Origin of the sequence: Aeromonas sp. sif2416, from assembly GCF_019218665.1 — a bacterium.
Lineage (GTDB): Bacteria > Pseudomonadota > Gammaproteobacteria > Enterobacterales > Aeromonadaceae > Aeromonas > Aeromonas encheleia.
In genome coordinates, this window is record NZ_JAHUXC010000003.1 from 227,395 (window position 1) to 244,308 (window position 16,914).

Below are 16,914 nucleotides of genomic sequence, written 5' to 3' on the forward strand. Positions count from 1 at the left end.
ATGGATGGATTATCTGACGAGCGGGTATTGCTCAGCCTGGCGAAGAAGATGCCATACGGTAAATATCAGGGGCGACGCATCATCGATATTCCCGAGCCCTATCTTGTATGGATGGCACGGACAGGTTTTCCAGCAGGTAGCCTGGGCCAGTCATTGGCGCTGGCGTACGAGATCAAGCTCAATGGGCTGGAGACCATGATTATTCCCATTATTAACAGGATGTCAGTATGAGAATATATACCCGGCAAGGAGACAAGGGCCTCACCCGTCTGGCGGACGGTGCCCAGCTTGCCAAAGATGATATGCGGGTCGAGACCTATGGCGCCGTGGATGAATTGAATTCCCAGATAGGTCTGCTTATTGCCGAAATACCGTCGCAAGAGGCGGTGTTATTGGCCCAGCTGGTGCAGTTGCAGCAGGAGTTGTTTGATCTGGGCGGGGAGCTGGCTTTTTCCAGTGCGGCGCAGAATGCCGCCCTGTGGCAAGTCAACGAGGGCTGGACCGCCAGACTCGAGCAACAGATCGATGCCTATAGCGCCCAGTTGCCGGTATTGCGCAATTTCATTTTGCCGAGTGGCTCACGGGCGGCGGCGCAGGCTCATGTGGTGCGTACCCTGACCCGGCGCTGCGAGCGCCTGCTGCTGGGCTTGAGCCGTGCAGAGCAGGTGAATCCGGCCATCCTGCCTTATCTGAACAGGCTGAGTGACTGGTTCTTCACCGTGGCCAGATACCTGCTGGCCTGCACCGGCACCCCCGAGGTGTTGTGGGTCAAGGCGGCCGATCGGGGCTGAGTGACCACCATCTACGGAAATAAAAAAACCTCGCCAGGCGAGGTTTTTTTATTTGAACAATACGGGATGCATCAGATGGCAAAATCTTCCACGGATTTCCCTTCGGCCACGGCCTTGGCAATGGCGGAGGGCATGCGACCCTGACCGGTCCAGGTTTTTTCCACCCCGTTATCCAGATAACGATATTTGGCGGGGCGGGGCGCTCGCTTGCCCTTGCCGGCCTTGGGAGCATCGATGGCAACACTACCCACTAATTCGGCTGGATCTATGCCTGCGGCCTTCAACATCTCGGCATATTCGGTAATTTTTCGCTGGTGCTCTGCACGGGCCTGACGCTCGGCGGATTCATCCTGCTGGCGCTCGGTGACGATGGCGGTGAGTTTTTCCAGACCCTCTTCCAGTTGTTCCAGAGTCAATTCACGGCAAGTCGCCCGCAGGCTACGGATATTCAGCAGGACTTTCAGAAATTCGTTCATATAGGCTACCACGCGCGCAGGAATATTAAGGAAATGAGATGTGCTTTTCGATAATTTAAAGGGTGGTTTGGCATCAAGTCAAGCAAACTGAATTAATTAATTCGGCAGGTAAATTAAGCTGGATGGATAATTGGCGGGAAGATATAGCACAGGTATTGAGGTTGTCATCTCCAAATGAGATTCAAGTAGATGAAAATGTTGTCTATATTGGATTGTTCGCACCATTTGACTACCATTTTGCGTAAGATCCCTGCACTAACATTGAATTTTAATCAAAAAACTTGCTATCACGCGGTGTCCCGATAAAATGTGCCCCGAATACCTTTAAGTAGAGGCGCGCTGCCTATGAGTAACCGAGCGGAGGGTGATGCCTGCGATGCTCGATGAAAGGAGTCGGCGCCGAAGTGACCAGGCCATCATACCGGGTTGCTGGTTCTGCATCTAATAGGTGCAGGACTGCCATAGTCATCCACTATGGAGCGCTACCTGAAGGGGCTGAGGAGTATGCCCGCCCCGGGTTTTGTTTCTTTAGATCCTCTCGGTAGATCTCCACCTGCTGTCTTTAGGTGCAAAGAGATCATGGACATCGTTCATTACGCCGACTCCGGTTGGTCAGTCATTCCCCCCTTATTGGCCGTCGCCCTGGCGATCATCACCCGTCGCGTCTTGGTGTCGCTGGGGGTCGGTATCGTGGCCGGCAGCCTGCTGCTCAACCAGTTCTCCCCGCTCGATTCCCTGCATTACATGCTGAACACCGTGCTCAAGATCGTCTGGGTCGACGGTGCGCTGAACCGTGACAACGTCAACATGATCCTGTTCATGCTGCTGCTGGGCGGCCTCATCAGCCTGATGAGCGTCTCCGGTGCGACCCGGGCCTTCGCCGAGTGGGCCGAACGCCGTGCCAAGACCCGCAAGGGGGCCAAGGCGCTCACCGGCATGATGGTGTTTGCCTTCTTCATCGATGACTTCTTCCACAGCCTGTCGGTGGGGGCCATCTGCCGTCCGGTCACCGATCGCTTCCAGATCTCCCGCGCCAAGCTGGCCTATCTGCTCGACTCCACCGCCGCACCGGTCTGCGTGCTGATGCCCATCTCCTCCTGGGGGGCCTACATCATCGCCCTGGTGGGCGGCATCATGGCGGCCCATGGCCTGACCGATCAGAGTCCCATCTCCGCCTTCGTCGAGATGATCCCGATGAACCTCTATGCCGTGTTCACCCTGATCATGGTACTGGTGGTGATCGCGTTCCAGCTCGACATCGGCTCCATGCGTCAGCATGAGCAGTGGGCGCTGGAGGGCAAGCTGTGGGACGAGTCCAAGGGCCGCCCCATCGGGCTGGACATGGAGTCTCCGGAGGAGAGTAATGGCGGCATGATCGACATGGTGCTGCCGATCCTGACCCTGACCCTGGCGACCGTCTACTTCATGATCGATTCCGGCGCCGCCGTGCTGGAGGGCAAAGGCCTGCCGTTCAGCGTGCTCGGCTCGTTCGAGAACACCAACGTCGGCTCCTCCCTGGTCTATGGCGCCCTGTGCAGCCTGGTGGTCTCCATCGGTCTGGCCATGCGCCTCAAGCTTGGGGCCAGAAACTGGATGAAGGCCGCCCCGCAAGGGATCATGGCCATGCTGCCGGCGATCAACATACTGCTGTTCGCCTGGACTATAGGCGCCGTGGTGCGCGACGTGGAGACCGGCAAATATCTGGCCTCCATGGCCAATGGCAACCTGCCGATCGAAGTGCTGCCGGCGGTGGTGTTCATCCTCTCCTGTGCCATGGCGTTTGCCACCGGTACCAGCTGGGGCACCTTCGGCATCATGCTGCCACTGGCCGGCGACATGGCGGCCGCCAGCGACATCAGCCTGATGCTGCCGATGCTGGCCGCGGTGCTGGCGGGCTCGGTGTTCGGCGATCACAGCTCGCCCATCTCCAGTACCAGCATACTGTCGGCCACCGGCGCCGGCTGCCATCACATCGATCACGTGATGACCCAGTTGCCCTATGCGCTGGCCATCGCCTTCGGTGCCGCGCTCGGTTATCTGGTCATGGGGCTGATGCACTCGGTGCTGGCGGGCTTCACGGTCAGCGCGCTCTGGTTCGTGATCTTCTCCGGCTACCATCTGCGCAAGGCCCGGATCCAGCGAGACCTGGCTATCGCATAAAATAGAACAAGGGGCCCACGGGCCCCTTGGTTTTGGCGGGGGCTTTGGTTAGCATGCGCCCCATAAATTCAGTTTCGGAACAGCACCATGGCTTCACTGCACTACAAATTTGCCACCATGAACTCAGGCAAGTCCACCCAGCTCATCCAGGCCCACTTCAACTACCTGGAGCGCGGCATGGTTCCGCTGGCCATGACGCCCGTCATCGACGATCGCTTCGGGGCCGGGGTGATCAGCGCCAGAGTGGGGCTGGAGCTGAAGGTGGAGGTGTTCAGTGACAGCTGCGATCTGCTCGAGATGGTCAAGGCTCGTCACGGCGAGAAGAAGATCGATGTGTTCATCGTCGACGAGGCGCAGTTCCTGACCCGCGAGCAGGTGTACCAGCTCGCCCGCATCGTCGATGAGCTCAAGATCCCGGTCATCGCCTATGGCCTCAAGACCGATTTTCGGGGGGAGCTGTTCCCCGGCTCCTACCATCTGCTCTGCCTGGCCGACAAGTTCGAGGAGCTGAAAAGCATCTGCTGGTGCGGCAACAAGGCGCACATGAACTCCAGAGTCAACGAGGCGGGGCAGGTGATGCGTGACGGCGAGCAGGTGGAGATCGGCGGCAACGATCGCTATGTGTCGCTCTGCCGCAAGCACTACCTGGATGGCCAGGCCTTCAAGTAACCGAGCATGCAAAGCAAAAGGGCGCCGACAGGGCGCCCTTCTTGCATCCGCGGGTGGCTCAGTCTATCTCGATGTCCACCGGCGCTATGATGGGATCGGCCACCGGCAGGCGGTGGAACAGCTGACGAAAATGCTGCTGCACCCGGCCTATGTCCACCAGCGACATGCCGGAGGCGAAGCCGAACCAGACATAGAGGCCGGTGAGATCGCGGAACATGGGGGGCAGGTAGCGGGGCGCATCGATCAGCCCCTCCAGGTAGTGTTGGTAGAGCACCGGGATGTCGTCCAGGGTCACCTTGCCCACGAACAGCATGGGCAGGATCTCGGGCACCCCCTCCAGCACGGCGCTGCGGATGAAGTTGACCGTCTCCACATAGCCCTTCACGTAGGAGAGATCCTTGGTGAAGCAGGCGCCCCCCTCGACCATGCCGCCGCGAAACACCCGCTGGGTGATCTTGTAGGCATCGTGCTCGCTGGCCCCCTTTTCGACGAAATGGCGGAACACCTCGATGAAGTCGGCGCCACGCTCCGCCATGTCGATGGCCATCACCCGATCCGAGATACGTTTGGCCCTGTCCGGGAAGGAGCTGAAGGTGAGCGTCTCGATGAGCACCGCCAATCCCTCCTGGCAGGCGGTGATGCGCGGCGAACCCGCTCCGAGCCAGGTGGCATAGGATTGCTGGCGACCGTTGAGGGTGGTGCCGACATGCACCCAGCCCTCGTGCACCTCCAGCACCTGCAGGTCCAGCTCGGAGAAACGGGCGTGGGAGCTCAGCTTGATATAATCCCCCCCGGCGGCGGCGTCCGAGACGATGCCATCGCTCAGCTTGACCTGCACTGTGCCGTCGCTGAAGTAGTTCGACAGCTTGCCCTGTAGCTTGGCTACCGCCGCTTCCCCCTCAAACTCCTTGGGGTAGGGGCGTACCAGGTGGCGGGCGCCGGGCAGCGAGAAGATGTCGCACAGCCTGGCACCCAGCTCCTTGAGGGTCTTGCGATCCCCGCGCAGGTGGTCGCTGGCCGAGCCGTACAGCAGCTGGCTGTAACGCTGGAAGTCCGGCTGCCCGCGCTGGCGCAGCATCTCGATCACCACCATGTACTGATCGACCGTCTCTTGCAGGATCCGGCCCAGATCGTCCTGAGGGCCGAGTCGTCGGCGGATCCTGTCCCTCAGCTCCTTGAGCTCCAGATACTTGTTGCGCGGATCGAAGCCGAGGGGGAGGGCCTGATAGAAGTTGGCGTCGATGGCCGGCAACTCTCGTCCGCCCTTGGCCAGAAACTCGGTCTGCAGGTGGCGGGGCCACTTGATGGAATCCAGGATGCGGATGGGCTTTTGCAGGGCAAGCAATTCATCCGAGAGGGACTTCAGATGCAGGCGATATTTTTCTTGGATGGTCATCGGGCCCCCTGTGGGGCGAGTGTGAGGCGAGAATGGCTGAGTATATGCATAGCGCTTGCCAAAAAGAAGCGAGACGCCGGCTTATCCGGCCTGTGTACTTTTGGTTGTCGGAAAATTGGTTTAGACTGCGCCCCTTGATCCTTATTGTGTTCGTGAAAATGATGAATATCCCCAGCTCTGAAATGATAATGCGGTGGTTGCAACAGGCCCGGATCGAGCACTATGTGTGTGATCAGTGTCATGGTATCCACATGGTGTCCCTGCAGTCCGTCGAGGGTATCCAGGAGAGCCGGATCTTTGTCGAAGAGGAAGGGCTGCTGTTCTCATCCGAACTGGAGGTCCGCCCCTCGTCGCTGCTGCCAGTGATGGCCGAGCTGGGTCGCCTCAACATGCAATATCCCTCGCTCAAGGTGTTCCTCGACATCATCGACGACAACCTGCCGCGCCTCATCGTGGGCCATACCGTCTTCACCAAGGCGGGGCTGAGCGTGGAGCAGTTCTTGCTGTTCGTCGAGAGCACCACGGCGGCGACCCACGAAGTGGTGGCCGAATGTGAGCGGCTGGGCTTCCTGAACCTGCCGGAAATCCAGGTCGCCCCTGAATCGGTGCATTGATCTGTTCGTTAAATGTGCGAACGGTTCGTGGCAGCCAAAAAGCCGTTGACGCAGGCGGGGCTTTCCCCTAAATTACGCCCCGTTCCGGCGCAATGGCGCAACGAACCGGTGTTGGCTGAGCACCTTAAACAACAGACCAAAATTTGGTGAGGTGTCCGAGTGGCTGAAGGAGCACGCCTGGAAAGTGTGTATACGGCAACGTATCGAGGGTTCGAATCCCTCCCTCACCGCCAAATTATAACCCCAAGTGATTGAATCACTTGGGGTTTTTCTTTGTCTGCATTTTTTGATATGCCTTTCAGTATGCCATTGCGCTTTGGTTGGTACGGAACCATTTTGTATCTCATCGGACAATCTGATTGAAGCATAACGAGTTGTTGCCGATGGTTTCTGCGCTCCATTAATCAACATGGAGATAGCGCCCATTACCTTGTGACGTGATCGGCGTTATCTCTTTCGCTTGGCGTGTCAGTGCAAGCAGCGCTGCTTCCAGCTACGGAAGCGAGGTGATCCACCACTTAGACTACCTATTGCTACGACATGGCAGATTTTGCCAAGTGTTGCATGTTTAGGGAACTCGTTGTCAACCCTGCTCGGTTAAAGCGGTATCGCATATAGGCCGAGATATCTTCCTCGTGTGAGGACACTATGAGCTGACAATGCTTGAGCTCACAGCGAAGTAGATCGGTCAGCGAAGCGATATTTACCTCGTCCAGAGATTGTGATGGGTCATCGATGAGGATAAGCGGGACATCTGCATAGACTTTGTTGAGTGACAGGAAAAAAGCAAGGCTGAGCGCTGATACTTGGCCCGTGCTCATGGACATAATTGCGTCATGATCGGACTTTTCTGCCGTAAGAAAACGCAGTTGTTTGCCGTCCCGACTCTCGATGAACAGCCCGAGGCCGCGCTGATAGTTCTGGATAAGCCGTCCACTATAGATATGGAAAATGAGCTCAATCTCCGAGATTGTTTGGTCTGCGTATTTTTGCTCAGCTTTCTCTAGGGTCGTACGTAGCTTATTGATCTTATCTTTGGCTTTACCAGCTGCATCTTTCTCGCGTTGAATCTGTTGAAGGGCGTTGTTGTCCAAATCTGGGCTACCTGAACTGAACTTATGGTGGAAACGGTGATCTGATCACCAAATCCCTCTTCAAATCAGCATCATGGGCAAATCACTTCACGCCATATCCAACTGGTCGCAGTACAACAAGTCTCTGGTAAAACGCGGTTCACTGACGTTCTGGGTCGATGAGGCGGCCGTTCGCAACTGGTTCCATCAAGAACATCATGGCCGACGGGGACGAAGCCCCCTCTACACCGACCAGACCATCTGTACCTTTCTCATGCTCAAGGGCATTTTCAACCTCTCCCTGCGGGCGACACAGGGTTTTCTCGACTCGCTGTTTGAGCTGATGAATGTGCCGCTGTATGCCCCCGACTACAGTTGTGTCAGCAAGCGCGCCAGTACCGTGAAGGTGGCATACCGCCAGCCACCCAAGGGCAAGGTCACCGATTTGGTTATCGACTCTACCGGTCTGAAAGTATTTGGCGAGGGTGAATGGAAGGTCAGGAAGCATGATGGCCATGACAAGCGCCGGGTCTGGCGCAAGCTGCATCTGGCAGTGGACCCGGCGACCCACGATATCGTGGCAGCAGAGGTCTCGCTGGAAAATGTTCATGATGCCGAGGTGTTGCCAACCCTGTTTAATCCGCTACGCCGAGCACTTGGTACTGTCTATGCAGATGGCGCGTATGACACCAAGGATTGCCATGAGCGGATAAAGCGCAAGGGCGCGACCGCCTGTATTCCACCGCGCCAGAATGCCGGTTTATGGGAAGAAGGGCATCTACGTAATGAAGCTGTACAGGTTATGCGCAAGGAGGGACTGGCTCACAGGAAGAAGCAGTCTGGATATCACTGGCGCTCATTGGCCGAGACGGCGATGTATAGGTTCAAACAATTGATGACGGGAAAAATCAGTCTGCGTAACTACAACAGACAAGTGGGAGAAATCATGGCCTACGTGTGTGCGATGAACAAACTGAATACCCTTGGTCTGCCTGTTAGAGAGCCCCAAGTGTAGCGATCACCTGGGGCTGGGGAAGTTGCGGCCTGATGGCTGATTTAGGCAACAACGCCGACTTGAAGCTAACCAGTGCACCAGTCTGACCGGGAGTGATATAAATCATTTTAGCATCCTTATATTGATAAACAGATGCAGCCTTGGCTGGACTGTACATTGATTATTCATCACCAATGCTTGCTAGTAATTGAACCATCAAGTGATTTGTCCAAATAGGGTGAATCCCCTCGAAAAGTGAATCACCCCAGCCCTCGCGGGGCCCAGGGCGATTCACTTTACTGTTGTCGAATCTTTTTTGGGGGTAAGGGTGAAGAAAATCCCCGCAACCAAAGGTATCATTAATATTTTTGATGATGATGATAAATCATAATCATATACATGACTTTCTAATACGATAGCAATAAGGGGGAAAATAAGAAACACCAGCGACGCTTGGAAAGAGCTGACTTTTTGTTGGAGCGAAAAATAACACAAAATACCAAATACGCCTGCAAATGCACCGAGATAAAACGTCGACCATATTGAATGTGATGAAAATATGGTAATGTGTGGTGCCTCAAAAAACAACCCACAGCTAACAAGTAGCAAGCCCGCGATAAAACAAGGAAGTGCATTGAATGTAATCACAGACACATGGCAACATCTTTTTTTGCATTGTACATATATGATGGCATGAATGCTGACTGCAGAAATAAGAGCAAAGAAACCCCAACCATGCCCCTCTATAGCCGTTCCCGATTCACTAATCAGTATATTTACCAATGAAAGTGTTGCTATAATTAACCCCACTATCTGAGTTTGGCTAGTTTTTTCATTTAAAATAAAGACGGACGAAATCAAAACAGCGGCTGGCATAGTAGAGAAAATGATTGCCGCCAAACTTGAACTAACATATATTTCACCATAAATCATCAACGTAAATGGAATGGCAAAATAAAATAAGCAAATAATTGATTGAAAAAAGCGCTGTCCCGCAGGAAATAATAATGGCGTTTTTGTTATCCATGCAATGCCGACTAATATAGGTGCTGAAAACAAAAAACGCATCCCCGTGGCGAATATAGGCGGGATGGTTTCAACAGCGACTTTCATTGCTAACCAAGTCGTCCCCCACGTCAAGGAAACTAACGTAAACAACAGAGGCACTAATACTTTGTTCATGCTGCTACCTTACATTTTAAAAGAATCATAATGAACTGACTGGGGATATTTTTTTTGCATTTATGAAATGCAATTATTATGAAAATAATTTTCATCGCTCCATTTAATTGAATGAACGCCAGACAAAATCTTAATACGAGATGCCTCAATTAATTTAATAAGGTGAGAATACACAGACCCAGCCATCACCGGGCCTCAATTCCATGTTTTTAGGTTGTTTGAGATAGACATCCTTCGGTATTAATGTCATGCCCTTCTTACAGCATGCTAAAAACACTAGTCCAACAGCTGACTGGTATCGAACAGCCCCCACCTATTACAGCTATCGTCTTCAAACGCGTTGGCAGATAAATTTTGCCAACGCGCTTGGGCCAATACAAAAAGAGCTGTCTCAATCGAGGTTGTTTTTTGTGTTCCGACTCGGAGTTCATGGCACAGGAGTGTGTTGCTGTTTTGATGTAGGGCGATCAATTATTGCTGCAATTCCTGCTCGCTGAACACCCCGGCGAACAGGGCGCTGGAGAGGTAACGCTCGGCGGCGCTTGGCAGCACGACCACTATGGTCTTGCCCTCGAACTCCGGCAGCTCGGCCAGACGAGCTGCCGCCACCACGGCGGCGCCTGAGCTTATCCCCGCCAGAATGCCTTCTTCTTCCATTAGGCGGCGAGCCATCTCGATGGATTCCTCGCTGCTCACCTGCTCGACGCGATCCAACAGGCTCAGATCCAAGTTGCCCGGTATGAAACCGGCACCTATGCCCTGGATCTTGTGCGGACCTGGCTTGATCTCTTCACCGGCCAGCTTCTGGCTGATGACGGGGGACTCGGAGGGTTCGACCGCGACTGAGATGATAGCCTTGCCCTTGGTCTGCTTGAAGAAGCGGGAGACACCTGTGATGGTGCCGCCGGTACCGACACCGGCCACGAACACATCGACGTCACCGTCGGTGGCGTCCCAGATCTCGGGGCCTGTGGTCTGCTCGTGGATCTCGGGGTTGGCGGGGTTTTCGAACTGTTGCAGCAACACATACTTGCCCGGCTCGGATTCGAGGATCTCGTTGGCCTTGGCGATGGCGCCCTTCATGCCGAGCGGACCTTCGGTCAGCACTAGGTTGGCGCCCAGCGCCTTGAGCAGCTTGCGGCGCTCCAGGCTCATGGTGGCCGGCATGGTCAGGGTGATGGGATAGCCACGGGCCGCGGCCACGAATGCCAGAGCAATGCCCGTGTTACCGCTGGTGGGCTCGATGATCTCCTTGCCCTTGGTCAGCACGCCGCGTTTCTCGGCATCCCAGATGAGGTTGGAGCCGATCCGGCACTTGACGCTGAAGCTCGGGTTGCGGCTCTCGATCTTGGCCAGCACGCGGCCCTTGGTAACACGATTGAGACGAACCAGTGGGGTGTTGCCTATGGTCTGGCTGTTGTCCTCAAAAATTTTGCTCATGGTGCTATCCCTGTGTTTGTTAAGGCAATGAAACAAGATTACCCTATGGTTTCTGAATGAGAACTGACTTCAAATAATAAAACGAAAAAAATGAATTAAAACGCCCATCAAGTCTGCCCCGCACCGTCGTGGGCTTGTTCAACACGCCTGCCATCGGCCATCCACTGCGCGGCGGTGTCGGTCAGCTGGGTCAGCCCGTTCGGGGCCATCAGTCGCTGGCAAGCGCGGGCCAGTTCCAGGCTGTCGCGCCAATATCGCTGACTCACCAGCATAAACCGTTTGGCCACCGCTCGCTCGACCTGGTCAAATAGTGGTTTGAGCAACGCGTCTGAATTTCAGCTTTTCCTTTCCAATTGGCAGTGTCACTACAGGGTAGGATTCGCGATAGGTTTCCCCTAAGGCTCCATAGTAAATAACCAGGTTTGCATCAAAATCAACGTCATATCGGATAACGCCAGCAAGCCAGGCTGCGTTCAGGAAATAAGGGAATGAAGACTGCCCTGCTTGGTCTATTCGTAGCGCAGCAATCAGCGCAGCCTTATCAAAAGCAGGTACGTCGACAGTGCCTGCTACCAAGGGCGTGTCTTGCACCATGACAGAACCCAGTCTGGTGATGTAGAGACTTTGGCACGAAGGCAAATGCCATACATTACGTATGACCCCTTCTTCTTTCAGGTATTGGGCAAGATAAGGGAAGCCGCCTACTTGGGGGCGATTTTCCATCGCTTTTCTCATTGCTTTCTGTAATACATCAATAGCATTGCTCATTGATGGCTCCTTGTTTGGTGTTATCACAGATTCATTGACGCAAAAATTCTACCACATCCGTTTTTTTGAGGTTACGCCATGGCGCTGGGCATGGTATCTGCCCCTGTTGCACGGTAAATCGCTACGTAGACATACCCATAGCTGCCTAGGGTATCGGCTTCGCAGGTGAAACCGCCGTGCTGGATAGTGATGCAGTGCTGACGTTGGGCATCCAGTTCGCCGGTCAGCAGCTTGGTTTCCAGTGTCTTGATGATCTCCGGGAAAGCCTGGTCGAGCTTGTCTATCTGCGTCTCGCTCCACTCACCGATAAGACTGGCCCGGTCGGATAGAAAATCTAGCCGGTAGCGGCTCTGTATCAGACGAGCGCCAAAGTGGGGCGAGATATCACGTGGCAGCCCCCAGCTGATGATGGCGCGTTGTGCAGGTTCTTGGTGCTTTGAACCGTGTTCAGCCGGAGTGGCAGGAAATGCAGTGTGGGTCGTGGTCATGATTAGCGATACCTCAGGTGGGTGTGGATGGTTGTGCCGGGCACGTTGTGGCGCTGACGCAGTCTGGTCAGGTGTGCCGGGAGCTCTGCTAGGCTTGTCAACCGCCCTCGATAGAGTCGGGAGAGATTGACGTACACGGGGTGGCTGATGGTGATGGTCACCTGATGGCCTGGCTGCCAGCGGCTAAAGAGACGGACTTTGGCCTCCTTGATGGTGGTGATGCCAGGGGTTGGTATTGTCTGCCGGTTGCGCAGGTGCAGTCTGTTGAGCTCAGGGGCATAGCGATGCACCTCGAGTCCGGTGATAAGACGGGTCATGATAAATTACTCCGACGATGCGATGGGCTAGCCTGAGAGGGCTGGCCCTTATGCTGCTTGTGGATGAGTGGTGGGACGGTCGCAGCTGTTGACCGCTGCCGGGTTGCTGTGACTAGTCGTTGTAAAACAGGATGTAATTCATTCCGGCCTGCTGGGCGGCGGTAAGTAGGGGTTGCAGTGCTGGCGGGATGGAATCGAACTCCATGGCCAGGTTCAGGGTGTACTCATAGGCGGAGTCATCCTTCACGCCGACATGTTCATGGGAGGCCATACGCTTGACCCATTGCCATTCCGGTACAAGGTCCGCGTCATCGTAGTCGCCGATGATGGAGCTCATGGCGACATCCAGCATCTGCATGGTGGGGTGACCCGCCAGTGGACCCGTTGTTGCAGGTAAGATATTGGTCATAATGAGGTTTCTCGTCGTCTGGGTTGTTCCGCCCTTTGGGCATTGGCGAGCGTGAGTGCACGGGCTGTGCGTTACAGCTGATTGATAACCGACTTGCAATTGAGCCGGTCCAGCAGGTGCAGGGAGCCGTATTCGGCCACCAGGCGGTCTATGGCCATCTGGGCGCAGGTTGTGCGACTCGGTTTTAGCTTGGGGTCTGGATAGTGCGCGGTGAGCCAGCCACCGAGCAGGGCGATGCGATAGCCGCTCGGGATGTGGGTGAGCGCCGTGCCGATACCCCTTCCGTGGATAAGGAAGGGCACCGCCTGCCCGCCGATGTCGATATCGATACGCTGGCCCTTGAGCTCGAAGGTGGTGAGCTCGCCGGTTTCCGGACGTTTTCCAGGCACCTTGATGGCGATGTTCCTAGCCATGTCACACCTCCGGCGTTGCTTCAAAATGGTGGGTCACAACGCCAGCTTCCGGGTCGATGCTGATAAAGGCCGGGGCCTGGGGGTGGTACTGGTAGAGCCGCGCCAATTCAGCACGAAACGCCTCGATGTTTGGGGCCATCACATGGTGGGTATCCCCCTCTGCATAGGTGAAGGTTTCGCGCTTCTCCGGGTTAATCCAGATGCCGAAATACCAGTCGTCCTGCTCGGTGTCGTACTGCTGCCAGCCCTGGGCCAGCAAGGTCCGGTCGTAGTAGTAGCGGTCCGCCTGATGGCTGCCTCGGTCTATGCAGCAGCCTGTAACTGTGAGCTCAAGTGGGATACGCCCTGCCTTGTGGGCCTTCTTGACCCGGTGCAGCAACTTGAACGCCCTCGCTCTGCTGCGGCTATTCCCGAGTGGATGAGATTGGGTCGCCCGCAATGCCAGGTGGGTCATTATCTTCGGTGCGGTGTTGTGGTTGAGCTGACTGATGGCAGCGGTAATTTGCATAGGTGTCAGGGTGTTGTAATCACGTAGGTCGTGCATGGTTGGTTCCTTGAAATGCAAACAGCCCCTCGGGGGTGAGGGGCTGCATCAGGTGATGGTAGTGCCGGGGGCTCAGGGACAATCGAGCCGGTCAGGTATGGCTGCTCCAATCTGGGACCTCATTGCTGCCGTGGTTGACGTAGGCACCGACAATCACCCGCTGCCACTCGCCAATAGGCTGGCCAGCAACGTCACAGGCACAGCGAAAGCGGGCGAAGTTAATCTCTTGTGGTAGGTGCTCGCGCATATCACGGGGACTGACAAAGAGCGTCGTCTTGTGCAGGACTGGGCTAGGTGCAACCAAGGGGCCGCCGATACGCCGTCCCTCCACATCATGGGCATAGGCAAAGCCGGGCAGCATCAACTGCTGGCTGATGAGCTTGGCGAGGGCCGGATGAGCACACATGGCTTCGGCCACGGCGGCCTGGCTAAAGCTATCGTTGAATTCGATCATGGTATTACTCCAGAAGAACAAGGGAACTGGGCGAAGGGCTGGGACATCACATCTCACCCCAAGGTGCCAGTTCCCAGAGTGACAGCTGAGTCAGTACGTCTTGCGCCAGGGCGTTTTGCAGTTGCTGTATCACCTTCACCAGCCGAGGGGCCTGCTCAGGGCTACCGCTCCATTCGCTGGATTGGTACAGGGCACTGCAGGTGAATTTGTACAAGGTCACCAGTTCGGCATCGGTGAGTGGCGTTTGGTGGTACCGATGGTCAGGTTTGAGCGGGCTCAGCTTGGTCGAACGGCGCTGGTGTGGTTCCTTGTGGTCCTGCTGACGCCCCAACTGATAGCGATGCCAGACTGCCCGCCGGTTGGCGAGCATCATCAGTCGCACCAACCGGTCGACCCGCCACGCCCAGGTGCTCGTCGTGTCCGCGGGCGGTATCCACCAGAGGGAGCGCAGCAGCTCACAGGTGTAATGGGGTGGTATGGGGGCATGGCAGAAGCGGTGCAACTGCACGGCAAAGGTGAGGTAATCCTCGCGGTCAATCATAAAGGCGGACATGGGGATGACTCCTTGAAATGAAAAAGGCCACCTTCGGTGAGGTGGCCCTGTGGGTTGGTTTAGCGGAATATCCGGATCATGGTGTTGGTTCAAATGATCCGGGTTATCGGTTGGAAGCGTGCTCGACAGGCGATGCGATGGGGCGATCGGCATAAATGTTATTAAGGGGTCGTCGTGGTGAGGGGAAACCGTGATCGCCGGTTCATGCCAGCAACGGCAGATGATCCGGGTGAATGCGCAGGACGATGATCCTGATTGAGGCGCAGACAGACTCGCCGTGCACTTGGGCCGGTCATGGTGATGAGGTATTCAGTCTGGGTCGTTATTGGCGACCGCTATCGTCTCCTGACACGTGCCGGGAGGAATGGCCTCGAACAGGATGGTGTAGAGCATGGAATCAATGCCATTGACGGCGTCATGGTGCGGGTAATAGGGCGGCGCGTCTCTGGAGCGCTCGAAGTAGTCACCAAAGACACTGAGGCATTCGCGTACCTCGATGGTGGAGCCACGTAGCAAGGTCGCTTCAAGCAGGTCGGCATAAGCCTTGTCGTCACGGGCCTTGGCGAGGGCCTGCTCCAGTAATGCCAGGGCCGAATCGTGATGGGGGGCGGCCAAGCCCTTGCGCAGCTTGTCGAGGGTTTCCTTCAGGGTGAAGGGGTTGGGTAATCGCATAGCACTGGTCTCTTCTAATGGCGCAACCGATGCAGCAGTGCATCAATGGCCTCGACACAGTCGGCCTGGGTGAGCGGATAGCCGTTAGGCAGGTGAGCGACGATAGCGGGCTCAGCTTGCTGCTGGAAGTTGTCTGCAAGCCAACCGCGCAGCTCGATGAGGATGTCGAGGGGGGTAAGGTGTGATTTGCCTGGCATCATGCGAACAGCTCCCCACGTTCAGCCAATGACACATGCCCCTCGGCCCCGACCACCAGGTGGTCGAGCAGGCGGATATCCACCAGGGCCAGTGCGGCTTTCAAGGCCTGGGTCAAGGCTCGGTCTGACGGACTGGGCTCAGGGTTACCGCTGGGATGATTGTGGACCATGATGATGGCGCCGCAGTTATGGGATAGCCCGCGCTTGACGACTTCCCTGGGGTAGACGCTGGCGCTATCGAGGGTGCCGTGAAACAGTTCCTCAAAGGCCAGCAGTCGATGTTGGTTGTCGAGAAATAGTGCGGCAAACACTTCATGCTCTCGGTCCTGTAGCAGGGTTTGTAGCCGCTGGGCGGCGTCGGCGGTCGAGGTGATGGCGGTGCCTTTGGCCAGGCGCTTGCGGGCAATCTGATTGGCCATCAGCAAGAGGTCTCGCTCGGTGACGGGACCGGTGACGACATAGGTGCCGGGTATCTCCCCGGCCCTGAGCTTGTGGTAACGCATGTTGGGATACTCCTGAAAAAGAAAAACCCCGGCAGCGCGAGGCGTGCCAGGGTCAAATGCAGAGTTGTTGTTGGTTCACTGTCAGGTTAGTTCAGTGATGCAAGAGGGGGTGTTAGTTGGGAGCATTTGCTTTCTGCCTGGCAGCAGGTCAGTGGGCACTCGCACCGTCAGCGGGATAGCCAACGCCAAGCTCAAACGCTCGGCCAGTTCATAGGCCGGTTCCACGGTGTCACTATCAAAGACCCAGGTGGCCAGTGCAGGCCCGCTGAAGTCCACAGCTCGCACGTAGACGCTGTAGCCGTGAACAGCGACCCCACTGTCCTGCACCGTTTGTAATTCACCCTCCCGGTTGATGGCCTCGAGCTCAACGGTTATTGGTTGCTTGGGCATCTTGGGGCTCCTCTTGATGTAAGGGGTCACTCTCCACGGTAAAGCCGTGATGGGTACAGGTTCGCTGCAGGTCTGTCAGAACGCGGGTCAGTACACGGGATTGCGCTTGCGCAGTCACCGGTCCCCCTTGGCAGACCCAAAAGCGGTGCCTCTCACTGTCAAAGCAGTGTTCATCGATGGGGTCGTGCATGTTGGGCCAATCCCCGGCATTGCTGATGCTGAGCAACTGCCAATGGGTATCCAACTTGCGAACCTGCATCGTGGTGGTCTTGGCGTGTGGGGTGTTGGGGGTGAGATGGAGAAACCAGCGCTCCCCAGGGTGGGAGGGCGCCAGTGCCGCGCTGCCGGCAACCTGGCTCAACCAGTGGCGCAAGCTGGGCGAGAGGGGGAGTTCATTGGACATGGTGTTTC

Annotated in this window: 26 protein-coding genes, 1 tRNA gene and 1 riboswitch; of the genes, 8 read left to right on the top strand and 19 right to left on the bottom strand. The window is 56.1% G+C overall.

What is annotated here, in order from left to right; all coding sequences use genetic code 11:
• A complete protein-coding gene (locus KW821_RS07295) occupies positions 1-231 on the top strand; it encodes a DUF3820 family protein (protein ID WP_042652343.1) in 231 nt (76 codons plus the stop codon).
• The gene (locus KW821_RS07300) at positions 228-791 is read left to right on the top strand and encodes a cob(I)yrinic acid a,c-diamide adenosyltransferase (RefSeq protein WP_218290960.1); all 564 of its coding nucleotides are present in this window, start codon (positions 228-230) and stop codon (positions 789-791) included. The genes KW821_RS07295 and KW821_RS07300 overlap by 4 nt, the downstream gene beginning before the upstream one ends.
• A 71-nt stretch (positions 792-862) precedes the next feature.
• On the opposite strand, the gene KW821_RS07305 is transcribed toward KW821_RS07300, so the two are convergent.
• Complete coding sequence (locus KW821_RS07305) at positions 863-1,267, bottom strand: H-NS family nucleoid-associated regulatory protein (RefSeq protein ID WP_042652341.1); 405 nt, start codon at positions 1,265-1,267, stop codon at positions 863-865.
• Between the two features lie 321 nt (positions 1,268-1,588).
• Positions 1,589-1,760, top strand: a riboswitch (Lysine riboswitch).
• Between the two features lie 86 nt (positions 1,761-1,846).
• On the opposite strand from KW821_RS07305, the gene KW821_RS07310 reads away from it, so the two are divergent.
• A complete protein-coding gene (locus tag KW821_RS07310; protein WP_042652340.1) occupies positions 1,847-3,427 on the top strand; it encodes a Na+/H+ antiporter NhaC family protein in 1,581 nt (526 codons plus the stop codon).
• 87 nt (positions 3,428-3,514) lie between these two features.
• Complete coding sequence (locus KW821_RS07315; RefSeq protein WP_042652339.1) at positions 3,515-4,096, top strand: thymidine kinase; 582 nt, start codon at positions 3,515-3,517, stop codon at positions 4,094-4,096.
• Positions 4,097-4,154: 58 nt separating this feature from the next.
• Here the strand turns inward: KW821_RS07315 and KW821_RS07320 are convergent, their stop codons facing one another.
• The gene (locus KW821_RS07320; RefSeq protein WP_042652338.1) at positions 4,155-5,492 is read right to left on the bottom strand and encodes a flavohemoglobin expression-modulating QEGLA motif protein; all 1,338 of its coding nucleotides are present in this window, start codon (positions 5,490-5,492) and stop codon (positions 4,155-4,157) included.
• Between the two features lie 158 nt (positions 5,493-5,650).
• Here KW821_RS07320 and KW821_RS07325 point away from each other — a divergent pair, with 158 nt between their 5' ends.
• Both KW821_RS07325 and KW821_RS07330 read left to right on the top strand, forming a co-directional pair.
• Positions 5,651-6,106, top strand: coding sequence for a YbjN domain-containing protein (locus tag KW821_RS07325; RefSeq protein WP_084228281.1), 456 nt, complete (start codon positions 5,651-5,653; stop codon positions 6,104-6,106).
• 145 nt (positions 6,107-6,251) lie between these two features.
• Positions 6,252-6,339: transfer RNA gene (locus tag KW821_RS07330), tRNA-Ser, on the top strand.
• 300 nt (positions 6,340-6,639) lie between these two features.
• On the opposite strand, the gene KW821_RS07335 is transcribed toward KW821_RS07330, so the two are convergent.
• Positions 6,640-7,200 carry a hypothetical protein gene (locus KW821_RS07335; RefSeq protein ID WP_218290961.1) on the bottom strand — a complete coding sequence of 187 codons (561 nt, stop codon included), beginning with the start codon at positions 7,198-7,200 and terminating at the stop codon, positions 6,640-6,642.
• Between the two features lie 73 nt (positions 7,201-7,273).
• Here KW821_RS07335 and KW821_RS07340 point away from each other — a divergent pair, with 73 nt between their 5' ends.
• A complete protein-coding gene (locus KW821_RS07340) occupies positions 7,274-8,194 on the top strand; it encodes an IS5 family transposase (RefSeq protein WP_218290962.1) in 921 nt (306 codons plus the stop codon).
• Positions 8,195-8,464: 270 nt separating this feature from the next.
• Here the strand turns inward: KW821_RS07340 and KW821_RS07345 are convergent, their stop codons facing one another.
• The 11 genes from KW821_RS07345 to KW821_RS07395 form a co-directional block, all read right to left on the bottom strand.
• The gene (locus KW821_RS07345; RefSeq protein WP_218290963.1) at positions 8,465-9,355 is read right to left on the bottom strand and encodes a DMT family transporter; all 891 of its coding nucleotides are present in this window, start codon (positions 9,353-9,355) and stop codon (positions 8,465-8,467) included.
• A gap of 471 nt (positions 9,356-9,826) precedes the next feature.
• On the bottom strand, positions 9,827-10,795 hold the full coding sequence (gene cysK, locus KW821_RS07350) for a cysteine synthase A (RefSeq protein ID WP_218290964.1): 969 nt from the start codon (positions 10,793-10,795) through the stop codon (positions 9,827-9,829).
• Between the two features lie 107 nt (positions 10,796-10,902).
• Positions 10,903-11,082 carry a hypothetical protein gene (locus KW821_RS07355; RefSeq protein WP_218290965.1) on the bottom strand — a complete coding sequence of 60 codons (180 nt, stop codon included), beginning with the start codon at positions 11,080-11,082 and terminating at the stop codon, positions 10,903-10,905.
• A gap of 16 nt (positions 11,083-11,098) precedes the next feature.
• Entirely contained in the window at positions 11,099-11,563 is a 465-nt protein-coding gene (locus KW821_RS07360) for a DUF1398 family protein (protein WP_218290966.1), read from the bottom strand.
• A 71-nt stretch (positions 11,564-11,634) separates the two neighbouring features.
• On the bottom strand, positions 11,635-12,051 hold the full coding sequence (locus KW821_RS07365) for a type IV toxin-antitoxin system YeeU family antitoxin (protein WP_218290967.1): 417 nt from the start codon (positions 12,049-12,051) through the stop codon (positions 11,635-11,637).
• Between the two features lie 2 nt (positions 12,052-12,053).
• Complete coding sequence (locus KW821_RS07370; RefSeq protein WP_218290968.1) at positions 12,054-12,368, bottom strand: hypothetical protein; 315 nt, start codon at positions 12,366-12,368, stop codon at positions 12,054-12,056.
• A 112-nt stretch (positions 12,369-12,480) separates the two neighbouring features.
• Positions 12,481-12,777, bottom strand: a complete 297-nt coding sequence (locus KW821_RS07375; RefSeq protein ID WP_218290969.1) for a hypothetical protein — start codon at positions 12,775-12,777, stop codon at positions 12,481-12,483.
• A 71-nt stretch (positions 12,778-12,848) separates the two neighbouring features.
• Positions 12,849-13,190 (bottom strand): hypothetical protein, encoded by a 342-nt coding sequence (locus tag KW821_RS07380; RefSeq protein ID WP_218290970.1) that lies wholly within the window; start codon positions 13,188-13,190, stop codon positions 12,849-12,851.
• 1 nt (position 13,191) lies between these two features.
• Complete coding sequence (locus KW821_RS07385) at positions 13,192-13,734, bottom strand: hypothetical protein (RefSeq protein ID WP_218290971.1); 543 nt, start codon at positions 13,732-13,734, stop codon at positions 13,192-13,194.
• 91 nt (positions 13,735-13,825) lie between these two features.
• Positions 13,826-14,188, bottom strand: a complete 363-nt coding sequence (locus KW821_RS07390) for a hypothetical protein (protein WP_218290972.1) — start codon at positions 14,186-14,188, stop codon at positions 13,826-13,828.
• A gap of 46 nt (positions 14,189-14,234) precedes the next feature.
• Positions 14,235-14,741 carry a hypothetical protein gene (locus tag KW821_RS07395; RefSeq protein ID WP_218290973.1) on the bottom strand — a complete coding sequence of 169 codons (507 nt, stop codon included), beginning with the start codon at positions 14,739-14,741 and terminating at the stop codon, positions 14,235-14,237.
• A gap of 17 nt (positions 14,742-14,758) precedes the next feature.
• On the opposite strand from KW821_RS07395, the gene KW821_RS07400 reads away from it, so the two are divergent.
• Positions 14,759-14,896, top strand: coding sequence for a hypothetical protein (locus KW821_RS07400; RefSeq protein ID WP_218290974.1), 138 nt, complete (start codon positions 14,759-14,761; stop codon positions 14,894-14,896).
• Positions 14,897-15,050: 154 nt separating this feature from the next.
• On the opposite strand, the gene KW821_RS07405 is transcribed toward KW821_RS07400, so the two are convergent.
• From KW821_RS07405 to KW821_RS07425, 5 genes are all read right to left on the bottom strand, one after another.
• Positions 15,051-15,413, bottom strand: coding sequence for a hypothetical protein (locus KW821_RS07405; protein WP_218290975.1), 363 nt, complete (start codon positions 15,411-15,413; stop codon positions 15,051-15,053).
• Between the two features lie 14 nt (positions 15,414-15,427).
• A complete protein-coding gene (locus KW821_RS07410; RefSeq protein ID WP_218290976.1) occupies positions 15,428-15,613 on the bottom strand; it encodes a hypothetical protein in 186 nt (61 codons plus the stop codon).
• On the bottom strand, positions 15,610-16,113 hold the full coding sequence (gene radC, locus KW821_RS07415; protein ID WP_218290977.1) for a DNA repair protein RadC: 504 nt from the start codon (positions 16,111-16,113) through the stop codon (positions 15,610-15,612). The genes KW821_RS07410 and radC overlap by 4 nt, the downstream gene beginning before the upstream one ends.
• An 81-nt stretch (positions 16,114-16,194) precedes the next feature.
• Positions 16,195-16,503 carry a hypothetical protein gene (locus KW821_RS07420; RefSeq protein WP_218290978.1) on the bottom strand — a complete coding sequence of 103 codons (309 nt, stop codon included), beginning with the start codon at positions 16,501-16,503 and terminating at the stop codon, positions 16,195-16,197.
• Positions 16,478-16,906, bottom strand: coding sequence for a hypothetical protein (locus KW821_RS07425; protein ID WP_218290979.1), 429 nt, complete (start codon positions 16,904-16,906; stop codon positions 16,478-16,480). The genes KW821_RS07420 and KW821_RS07425 overlap by 26 nt, the downstream gene beginning before the upstream one ends.
• Positions 16,907-16,914 lie beyond the last annotated feature (8 nt).

Excerpts from the sequence above, each read along its gene's own strand:
- KW821_RS07420 (WP_218290978.1), bottom strand. The coding sequence starts at position 16,503 with ATGCCCAAGCAACCAATAACCGTTGAGCTCGAGGCCATCAACCGGGAG.
- KW821_RS07315 (WP_042652339.1), top strand. The coding sequence starts at position 3,515 with ATGGCTTCACTGCACTACAAATTTGCCACCATGAACTCAGGCAAGTCC.
- KW821_RS07380 (WP_218290970.1), bottom strand. The coding sequence starts at position 13,190 with ATGGCTAGGAACATCGCCATCAAGGTGCCTGGAAAACGTCCGGAAACC.
- KW821_RS07395 (WP_218290973.1), bottom strand. The coding sequence starts at position 14,741 with ATGTCCGCCTTTATGATTGACCGCGAGGATTACCTCACCTTTGCCGTG.
- KW821_RS07310 (WP_042652340.1), top strand. The coding sequence starts at position 1,847 with ATGGACATCGTTCATTACGCCGACTCCGGTTGGTCAGTCATTCCCCCC.
- KW821_RS07390 (WP_218290972.1), bottom strand. The coding sequence starts at position 14,188 with ATGATCGAATTCAACGATAGCTTTAGCCAGGCCGCCGTGGCCGAAGCC.
- KW821_RS07410 (WP_218290976.1), bottom strand. The coding sequence starts at position 15,613 with ATGATGCCAGGCAAATCACACCTTACCCCCCTCGACATCCTCATCGAG.
- KW821_RS07360 (WP_218290966.1), bottom strand. The coding sequence starts at position 11,563 with ATGAGCAATGCTATTGATGTATTACAGAAAGCAATGAGAAAAGCGATG.
- KW821_RS07300 (WP_218290960.1), top strand. The coding sequence starts at position 228 with ATGAGAATATATACCCGGCAAGGAGACAAGGGCCTCACCCGTCTGGCG.
- KW821_RS07305 (WP_042652341.1), bottom strand. The coding sequence starts at position 1,267 with ATGAACGAATTTCTGAAAGTCCTGCTGAATATCCGTAGCCTGCGGGCG.
- KW821_RS07375 (WP_218290969.1), bottom strand. The coding sequence starts at position 12,777 with ATGACCAATATCTTACCTGCAACAACGGGTCCACTGGCGGGTCACCCC.
- KW821_RS07320 (WP_042652338.1), bottom strand. The coding sequence starts at position 5,492 with ATGACCATCCAAGAAAAATATCGCCTGCATCTGAAGTCCCTCTCGGAT.
- KW821_RS07370 (WP_218290968.1), bottom strand. The coding sequence starts at position 12,368 with ATGACCCGTCTTATCACCGGACTCGAGGTGCATCGCTATGCCCCTGAG.
- KW821_RS07385 (WP_218290971.1), bottom strand. The coding sequence starts at position 13,734 with ATGCACGACCTACGTGATTACAACACCCTGACACCTATGCAAATTACC.
- KW821_RS07295 (WP_042652343.1), top strand. The coding sequence starts at position 1 with ATGGATGGATTATCTGACGAGCGGGTATTGCTCAGCCTGGCGAAGAAG.
- KW821_RS07425 (WP_218290979.1), bottom strand. The coding sequence starts at position 16,906 with ATGTCCAATGAACTCCCCCTCTCGCCCAGCTTGCGCCACTGGTTGAGC.
- KW821_RS07340 (WP_218290962.1), top strand. The coding sequence starts at position 7,274 with ATGGGCAAATCACTTCACGCCATATCCAACTGGTCGCAGTACAACAAG.
- KW821_RS07365 (WP_218290967.1), bottom strand. The coding sequence starts at position 12,051 with ATGACCACGACCCACACTGCATTTCCTGCCACTCCGGCTGAACACGGT.
- KW821_RS07405 (WP_218290975.1), bottom strand. The coding sequence starts at position 15,413 with ATGCGATTACCCAACCCCTTCACCCTGAAGGAAACCCTCGACAAGCTG.
- cysK (WP_218290964.1), bottom strand. The coding sequence starts at position 10,795 with ATGAGCAAAATTTTTGAGGACAACAGCCAGACCATAGGCAACACCCCA.
- KW821_RS07400 (WP_218290974.1), top strand. The coding sequence starts at position 14,759 with ATGAAAAAGGCCACCTTCGGTGAGGTGGCCCTGTGGGTTGGTTTAGCG.
- KW821_RS07345 (WP_218290963.1), bottom strand. The coding sequence starts at position 9,355 with ATGAACAAAGTATTAGTGCCTCTGTTGTTTACGTTAGTTTCCTTGACG.
- KW821_RS07325 (WP_084228281.1), top strand. The coding sequence starts at position 5,651 with ATGATGAATATCCCCAGCTCTGAAATGATAATGCGGTGGTTGCAACAG.
- radC (WP_218290977.1), bottom strand. The coding sequence starts at position 16,113 with ATGCGTTACCACAAGCTCAGGGCCGGGGAGATACCCGGCACCTATGTC.